The sequence below is a fragment of the Poseidonibacter sp. genome, from assembly GCF_041821165.1.
Classification (GTDB): domain Bacteria; phylum Campylobacterota; class Campylobacteria; order Campylobacterales; family Arcobacteraceae; genus Poseidonibacter.
Map to the genome: position 1 here is coordinate 1 of NZ_JBGUES010000111.1, position 7,603 is coordinate 7,603.

Below are 7,603 nucleotides of genomic sequence, written 5' to 3' on the forward strand. Positions count from 1 at the left end.
GTGCAACAATAATAAATGCTTTTAATTCAAGAATAGAAGAAGCTAAGTCTAATACAGCTTCAGGTATTCCATTTTCCTCTTCTTCAACAGTACTGTAAAGAGGTAGTCTTAAATCAACTAAATTGATTAATTCAACTTCACAATTTTGTTCTTGTGCTAACTCTTTTAATTTTAAACCTAATTTTTGATTATTATTAGAACTAGCAATTAATATTCCAATTTTTGACATAATTTATTCCTTATTTATAACATATTTGAATGTACGATATTATATCAAAGCATAACTTGTATTTGATATTATCGAGGAATTTAGGATAATTATAATAATATACATTATGGAAAACAAAAAAGAAAAACAAATACTAAATATAATAAAATTTACTCCACCTCTATTTATAATAATTGCCTCAATTTTAATAACACTATTCTTATACTTTGAAAATAAAAATACTTTTAAAATCGAAAAAAGTAAAATTGAAAATAAATATATTCAAGAAAATAAAATAAAAATAAAAGAAGAAGTAGATAAAGTTCATAGTTTTATAAAACTTATACAAAAAAATACTGAACAAGAATTAAAAGATTCTATAAAACAAAGAGTTTATGAGGCTCACTCAATTGCTAATAGTCTTTATGAAAAATATAAAGATACAAAATCAAAAGAAGAAATTTTTGAGATGATAAAAACATCGCTAAGAGAGGTTAGATTTAATGATGGAAGAGGGTATTTCTTTTTTGATGATATAAATGGAACTAAATTATTCTATCCTATTAGTAAAGAGATTGAAAATAAAAACTTATTAAATTTTACTGACTCAAATGGTTATAAGTTTATGGAAAAAATAATTCAAACAATAAAAGATAAAAATGAAACTTTTGATCAATATTATTGGTATAAACCAAATGATCAAAATAAAACTTATCGAAAAATATCTTTTTACAAATATTTTGAACCTTATAATATTGTAATAGGTACAGGAGAATATTTTGATGACTATGAGAATATTACAAAACAAAAGATACTTCAATATATTAATCTTATTAGATATGGAAAAACTGGGTATATCTTTGTAATTGACTATAATGGAACATATTTAAGCCATTTTAGAAAAGAGTATATAGGTAAAAGTGCTATTGAAAATAATGATACAAAATCTATTGAAAAAGTAATTAATGCTTTAATAGATATTTCAAAAAATGGTGAAGGTTATTATAGTTATATACAAAATAAAAAGATTGATACAAAAATAGCGACAAAAAAAATTAGTTATGTTAAAGGTTTAAATGAATGGGATTGGATGATTGGAACTGGATTTTATGAAGATGAAATGATTTTAAATATTGAAAATAAAAAGAATGAATTAAATGATAAATTTGATAAATATGCTCAAGATATTCTTGTAGTTAGTTTTTTATTAACAATAATTTTATTATTAGTATCTATTTATATTTCAAAACTTTTAGAAACAAAATTTAATGAATATAAAAAAGATATAAAACATCAACAAAATATGCTTGCTCAACAATCAAAAATGGCTGCAATGGGCGAAATGATTGGAAATATCGCTCATCAGTGGAGACAACCACTTTCAACTATAACAACAGCCTCTACTGGAATTGCACTACAAAAAGAGCTAAATATTTTAAGTGATGAACAGTTATATGAATCAACAAAAAAGATAAATGATTCTGCTCAATACTTATCAAAAACAATTGATGATTTTAGAAATTTCTTTTCACCAAATAAAGAGAAAACAACATTTCTAATAAAAAGGACATTTGAAAAAACATTAAACTTATTAGAAGCACAATTTCACTCAAAAGATATTGATATTATTACAAATATTGAAGATTTAGAATTATATACAATAGAAAATGAATTAATCCAAGCATTAATCAATATTTTAAATAATGCAAAAGATGAATTAATTAAACTTGAAAGTGAACACAAAAAACTTATATTTATAAATGTAAGAAGTGAAAATAAAAAAGTAATTATTAGTATAAACGATAATGCAGGTGGAGTTCCACTTGAGAATATAGATAGAATATTTGAACCATATTTTACAACTAAACATAAAAGCCAAGGCACAGGAATAGGCTTATATATGACAGAAGAAATAATTGTAAAACATCTAGAAGGCTTAATATTTGTAGAAAATAAAAATTTTATATACGAAGATAAATCTTATACTGGAGCATTGTTTAGTATTGTTTTACCAGTTTCTTAAATATCTCAAAGTTTATTCCTTAATATTAAAAAAACAAATAAAAATATTATTAGTAAACAAAAAAAGTATATGAAACTTTTTAATAATAGATTATAATGTAAAAAATAAAAGGATTTGCTATGTCTTGTAAGAAATGTACAGAAATATTTGTATTAGAGAATAAACCTTCAACTATTTACTTTATTAGTGAGTTTGATGAATTAATATCAAAGTCACATAATTTTTTAAAAAAACTACAAATTGATGTAAAAGAGATAAATGGATTAATATGCATTAGTGTTGATGACACAGAAATGTTTTTTATTGAAAATTTAGATGCTTTAAATACAAGTTTTAATTCACATGAAAAAAATGATATAAAGTTATTCATTGAAGATGAAAAAAATAGTTTTACATATCAATCTATGTTATTAGCTAAACCTCTTCAAAGATATATAAATATTCTTGAGGATAAAGAGTTCTTTGATATTATCAATAATGAATCATTAACATCTCATTTTCAACCAATAATTAATATGAAAGATAATTCAATTTATGGATATGAAACACTAGCTCGTGGTGTAAGAGAAGATGGAACTTTAGTTTATCCTGATGAGTTATTTAAAAAATCTAAAAGAAATGATTTAAATTTTAGACTTGATAGACTTTGTCGTGAAAGTTCACTAAAAACAGCAGCTACAAAAAAAGTACATCAAAAAGTATTTATTAACTTTATACCAACTTCTATTTATGATCCTGAATATTGTTTAAACTCAACAGTAAAATGGGCAAAACAATTAGAGTTTGATCCATCACAAATAGTATTTGAAGTTGTAGAAACAGAATTAGTAAAAGATCAAAAACATCTTAAAAATATTCTTGAGTATTATAGAAGTAAAGGTTTTAAAATTGCACTTGATGATGTAGGAGAGGGTTATTCTAGTTTAAATATGCTAATTGAACTTAAACCAGACATCATAAAAATTGATAGAAATATAATAGATGGTATTGATAAAAATGAACTTAAGCAATCGGTTTATAGAGCATTATTTAATCTTGCACGAGAGCATAATATTACTGTTCTAGCAGAAGGTGTAGAAACTGTATATGAACTTGAAATGATTAAATCTATTGGAGTTGATTTAGTGCAAGGGTATTATTTTGCAAAACCAACTACAGAACCTATTAGAAAAATATAATCATAAAAAGGATTAATATATGAATATTGCAATAATAGGAGCAGGATTAAGTGGTGCTAATATTTATAATCTTTTAAAAAAAGATAACAATAATGTAAGTATCTTCGAAAAGTCAAGAGGAGCAGGTGGTCGGTGTAGTACGAGATATATAGATGATAAGAAAATAGACCATGGAACACCTTATTTTAAAGTTAGCAATATTGAATTTAAAGAGTTTTGTGATGATATGTGCAAAAATAATAGTTTAATTAAAAAAAGTGATTATTACTATCCAAGTAATGGAATGAATCAATTTTGCAATAACTTGATAAATCAAAAAGATTTATTTAAAAATACAAAGATTGTATCTTGTAAATATCAAAATAATTATTGGATTTTAAAAGATGAAAATGAAATTGAGTATAAAAATTTTGATAAACTTATTATTACAATACCTGCTATTCAAGCTTTAGAATTAGATATAAAATTAACAGATTCTATTTATAAAAAGCTTAAAGATGTTAGTTATAATTCGATTGCAACACTAATTATATACGGTAATACTTTAAAAAATATTTTAAATCCAGAGCTTTTATCTTCAAAAGATTTTAAAAAAGTGATTGATAATTCATCAAAATACAACTATTATGATTTTAGCAGTTACGTTGTTCATTTAAATGAACAAATAACAAATGAACAAAACTTTCAAAATAAAGATGAAATAGAATATTTTATGCTAAAAAAGATTTATGAACTATGTGGTATAAATTTAAAAGATGAGTTTTATATTATCCCACATTTTTGGAAGTATGCTTTTGTATCAAAACCAATAAAAGAAAATTATTTATATGAAGATGATTTATCTTTAGGTTTTTGTGGAGACTATTTTATGGGTGAGGATTTACAAAGTGCTTATATAAGTTCAAAAAGGCTTTATGAGCAAAGGTTTAAATAATTAAAAAAGTTAAATTCTTTAATTATTTATAGGTATATTAATTACAATTTCTAAACCTTTAAACTGCTCTTTATCATACGTATACTCTACATTTTTTACATTAATAAAACCATTGTAAATTTTTGTAACCATTTCATAACAGGTAAATAAACCAAGACCTGTGCCAATTGATGCATGTTTAGAGCTGATATATGGATCAAAGATTTTATTTATAAAATCTTCATTTACTCCACCTGCATTATCTTTTATAGAGATTACAGCATGATTGTTTTCTTCATATATTTTTATAAAGATATATTTTTTAGAAATATCACTTTTTTTGAATGCATCAATAGAATTTTTAAAAATATTTAAAAGAATTTGCATGATATGATTGGAAATATTGCACACCAATGGAGACAACCTTTATCTATAATTTCTTTAGCTTCAATAGGAGCATTATTCCAATATAAAATGGGAATGTTAAATGATAAAATTTTTGAAGAAGAAATGAATTTAATTAATAATAATGCTCAATATTTATCAAAAACGATTGATACTTTTAGAGATTTTTTAAGTGAATCTAAGGAAATCAGAGAAGTTGATATTTCTGAAAGAGTTGAAAGTTCACTAAATATAGTAAGTGCTGCACTTCATAATCATCAAATTAAATTAATTAAAAACTTTAATCCAAATACACACTTTAAGATGAAAATGGTTGCTGATGAATTACCACAGGTTATTATTAATATAATAAATAATGCCAAAGATATATTGGTTGAGAAAAAGATATATAAAGCTTGGATTAGTATAAATATTGTAAAAAAGAATAATAATGTTTCAATCATTATTGAAGATAATGGAGGTGGAGTTCCTGAAAAAATTCTTCCTAAAATATTTGAGCCATACTTTACAACTAAACATAAATCAAATGGTACAGGATTAGGGATTCATATGTCTTATAGAATAATTGTAGAGAGTTTAAAAGGAAACATATATTGTGAAAACACTCTTTTTGGAGCTAAGTTTACAATTGAGTTACCACTAGCTATAAGTTAATGAGAATATTATAAAATAAGTTAGAATAAAATTATTTGTTAATAAAGTTTTTACACTTTATCTGATAAACTGATTATGTAATAAAAAAAGTTTTTTGTAAAAAGTCAAAATATTATTTAAAAGGTATTTTAAATGGTAAGAATAAAAAATAACTTATTGCATTTATCTTTACGAGAAGCCTTCTTAGATATAGTTCCATACTATGTTTTAAGCTCTCTAGGGCTTGTTTTAGTAGATGTCTTTAATGTCGACCCAAATAATACTAATATCTTTATTTCAGCGCTTTTAACTATTTCAGATATATTTATATATATTTTTCCTATTTTATTAGTTGTATCTTTATCTTACCATTTATCAAATAATTATAATGTCCACCGATTTGTAATAATTTCACTTTCTTTACTTGTTTTTATATCAATTTCTTGGTCAATTAATGATGGAAGTTTTGTTTATAATAACGACCTAACAGTCTACGCTTTTCTTTTACCCATATTATGTTTGTATTTATATAGATACTTAATAAAGTTATATTTTTTAGAAATTATTAAAGAAGACATTGTTAGTAAGCAACTTAAAACAGTTATTAACTCTATTATTCCAATTCTTATTATTTATACATTATTTGTTAATTTTATTCCTTATCTAGCACAGGTTATTTATGAATATCTAGATATTTTGTTTATTCGTGAAATTCAAGTATTAGATGTTTCTACTAAAACATTTATTCAACTTGTACTCTCCCATTTAATTTGGTGGGGAACAGGTATTCATGGAACACATGTTTATACAATATTTGCAGATACTACATACTTATATGAATTTATTTTTCCAAATATTACTGCAAAAGACTTTTTATTTAGTTTTTTAGTTACAGGTGGAGCAGGGGCAACTCTATCTTTGGTAATTGCAATAATAATAAAATCTAAAAATTACTATACAAGAAAAATTGGTTTTTTAGCACTTCCTTTTTCTATATTTAACATAAATGAAATACTGATTTTTGGTTTACCAATGATTATGAACTTAAAATTTCTTATTCCATTTATTTGTTTACCTATTATTAATTTCTTTGTAACATATATATTTCTTTCTTATGTTCCTGTTCCTGAAGTTCATTCAATTATTTCTTGGTCAACACCAACAATTATTAGTGGATATTTATTAGGAAATGGAGAAACACCATTATTTTCATTACTTCAGTTCTTTAATATTGTTGTAGGTGTATTTGTTTATTTACCATTTTTAAATGTTTATGATAAATCAAATTCAAAAGATTTCGATTTAAATAAATTAAAAGAGAAATTTAATATTAGGGAAAAAATCACATCACTAGAAGAGGTGAGTTTTTTAAAAACTCAAGCTGATATAATTAAAGAGCAAACATCTACTCATAACTTAATAGAAGAATTAGTAAATGGTGATTTATTACTCTATTATCAGCCAAAAATAGATATTAAGAATAATAAGTGTTATGGCTTTGAATCACTACTTCGTTTCCAAAATTCTAAAGGTAATGTACTAGGGCCTTATTTTATTCCACAATTAGAAAAAGCAGGATATGCAAATATTATAGATATTTGGGTAATAAATACTGTATCAAAAGATTTACTTATTTGGGAAGAACTTGGATATTTTCCTGAAATCAGTATTAATATTTCTCCTGAATCTTTAAGTAGTGAAGTTGTAGTAAATAAAATTATTCATAAGCTAAAGAATAAAAATATTTCAATTGAAATTTTAGAAAGAACATTTGCAGAAGAACATAATACTTTTATTAATAATATTACAGAATTAAGAAAAAATGGTTTTAAAATTTATGTTGATGATTTTGGAACAGGTTTTTCTTCTTTACAGTATTTACATACTTTACCAGCAGATATTATTAAACTTGATAGATCACTTTTATTAAATACTAATACAAAAAGAGGAAGGGTGTTATATTCAAATATAGTTAAAATGTGTCAAGATTTAGGATATACGATTACAAGTGAAGGTGTAGAAACAAAAGAAGAAGAAAACTTTCTTAAAAGCATTAATGTTGATATTATACAAGGGTTCTTATATTCAAAAGCAATACCATTTGAAGAAGTATATGCTTATGATAAGGAATTCATCATTGAATAATTTAAAATGGCTTTTAAAATGTTAATTATTTATAGGTATATTAATTACAATTTCTAAACCTTTAAACTGCTCTTTATCATACGTATACTCTACATTTT

7 protein-coding genes are annotated in these 7,603 nt (G+C 23.5%); 5 read left to right on the forward strand and 2 right to left on the reverse strand.

The window, feature by feature from the left end; all coding sequences use genetic code 11:
- The coding region (locus tag ACERKK_RS09055) for an NADPH-dependent FMN reductase (RefSeq protein ID WP_373772761.1) at nucleotides 1-229 on the reverse strand (229 nt) is incomplete at its 3' end.
- A 106-nt stretch (nucleotides 230-335) separates the two neighbouring features.
- Between ACERKK_RS09055 and ACERKK_RS09060 the strand changes: the two genes are divergently transcribed.
- From ACERKK_RS09060 to ACERKK_RS09070, 3 genes are all read left to right on the forward strand, one after another.
- Nucleotides 336-2,231: a cache domain-containing protein gene (locus ACERKK_RS09060; RefSeq protein WP_373772762.1), complete on the forward strand. Its 1,896-nt coding sequence runs from the start codon at nucleotides 336-338 to the stop codon at nucleotides 2,229-2,231.
- Nucleotides 2,232-2,350: 119 nt separating this feature from the next.
- Nucleotides 2,351-3,409 (forward strand): EAL domain-containing protein, encoded by a 1,059-nt coding sequence (locus ACERKK_RS09065; RefSeq protein ID WP_373772763.1) that lies wholly within the window; start codon nucleotides 2,351-2,353, stop codon nucleotides 3,407-3,409.
- Nucleotides 3,410-3,428: 19 nt separating this feature from the next.
- Nucleotides 3,429-4,343, forward strand: a complete 915-nt coding sequence (locus tag ACERKK_RS09070; protein ID WP_373772764.1) for an NAD(P)-binding protein — start codon at nucleotides 3,429-3,431, stop codon at nucleotides 4,341-4,343.
- Nucleotides 4,344-4,361: 18 nt separating this feature from the next.
- Here ACERKK_RS09070 and ACERKK_RS09075 read toward each other — a convergent pair whose 3' ends face one another.
- Nucleotides 4,362-4,709 carry an ATP-binding protein gene (locus tag ACERKK_RS09075; RefSeq protein ID WP_373772765.1) on the reverse strand — a complete coding sequence of 116 codons (348 nt, stop codon included), beginning with the start codon at nucleotides 4,707-4,709 and terminating at the stop codon, nucleotides 4,362-4,364.
- A gap of 3 nt (nucleotides 4,710-4,712) precedes the next feature.
- Here ACERKK_RS09075 and ACERKK_RS09080 point away from each other — a divergent pair, with 3 nt between their 5' ends.
- On the forward strand, nucleotides 4,713-5,381 hold the full coding sequence (locus tag ACERKK_RS09080; protein ID WP_373772766.1) for a sensor histidine kinase: 669 nt from the start codon (nucleotides 4,713-4,715) through the stop codon (nucleotides 5,379-5,381).
- A 132-nt stretch (nucleotides 5,382-5,513) separates the two neighbouring features.
- Nucleotides 5,514-7,505, forward strand: a complete 1,992-nt coding sequence (locus tag ACERKK_RS09085; RefSeq protein WP_373772767.1) for an EAL domain-containing protein — start codon at nucleotides 5,514-5,516, stop codon at nucleotides 7,503-7,505.
- The last annotated feature ends 98 nt before the right edge of the window (nucleotides 7,506-7,603 follow it).

Coding starts and splice junctions, on each gene's coding strand:
- ACERKK_RS09060 (WP_373772762.1), top strand. CDS start 336: ATGGAAAACAAAAAAGAAAAACAAATACTAAATATAATAAAATTTACT.
- ACERKK_RS09065 (WP_373772763.1), top strand. CDS start 2,351: ATGTCTTGTAAGAAATGTACAGAAATATTTGTATTAGAGAATAAACCT.
- ACERKK_RS09070 (WP_373772764.1), top strand. CDS start 3,429: ATGAATATTGCAATAATAGGAGCAGGATTAAGTGGTGCTAATATTTAT.
- ACERKK_RS09075 (WP_373772765.1), bottom strand. CDS start 4,709: ATGCAAATTCTTTTAAATATTTTTAAAAATTCTATTGATGCATTCAAA.
- ACERKK_RS09080 (WP_373772766.1), top strand. CDS start 4,713: ATGATTGGAAATATTGCACACCAATGGAGACAACCTTTATCTATAATT.
- ACERKK_RS09085 (WP_373772767.1), top strand. CDS start 5,514: ATGGTAAGAATAAAAAATAACTTATTGCATTTATCTTTACGAGAAGCC.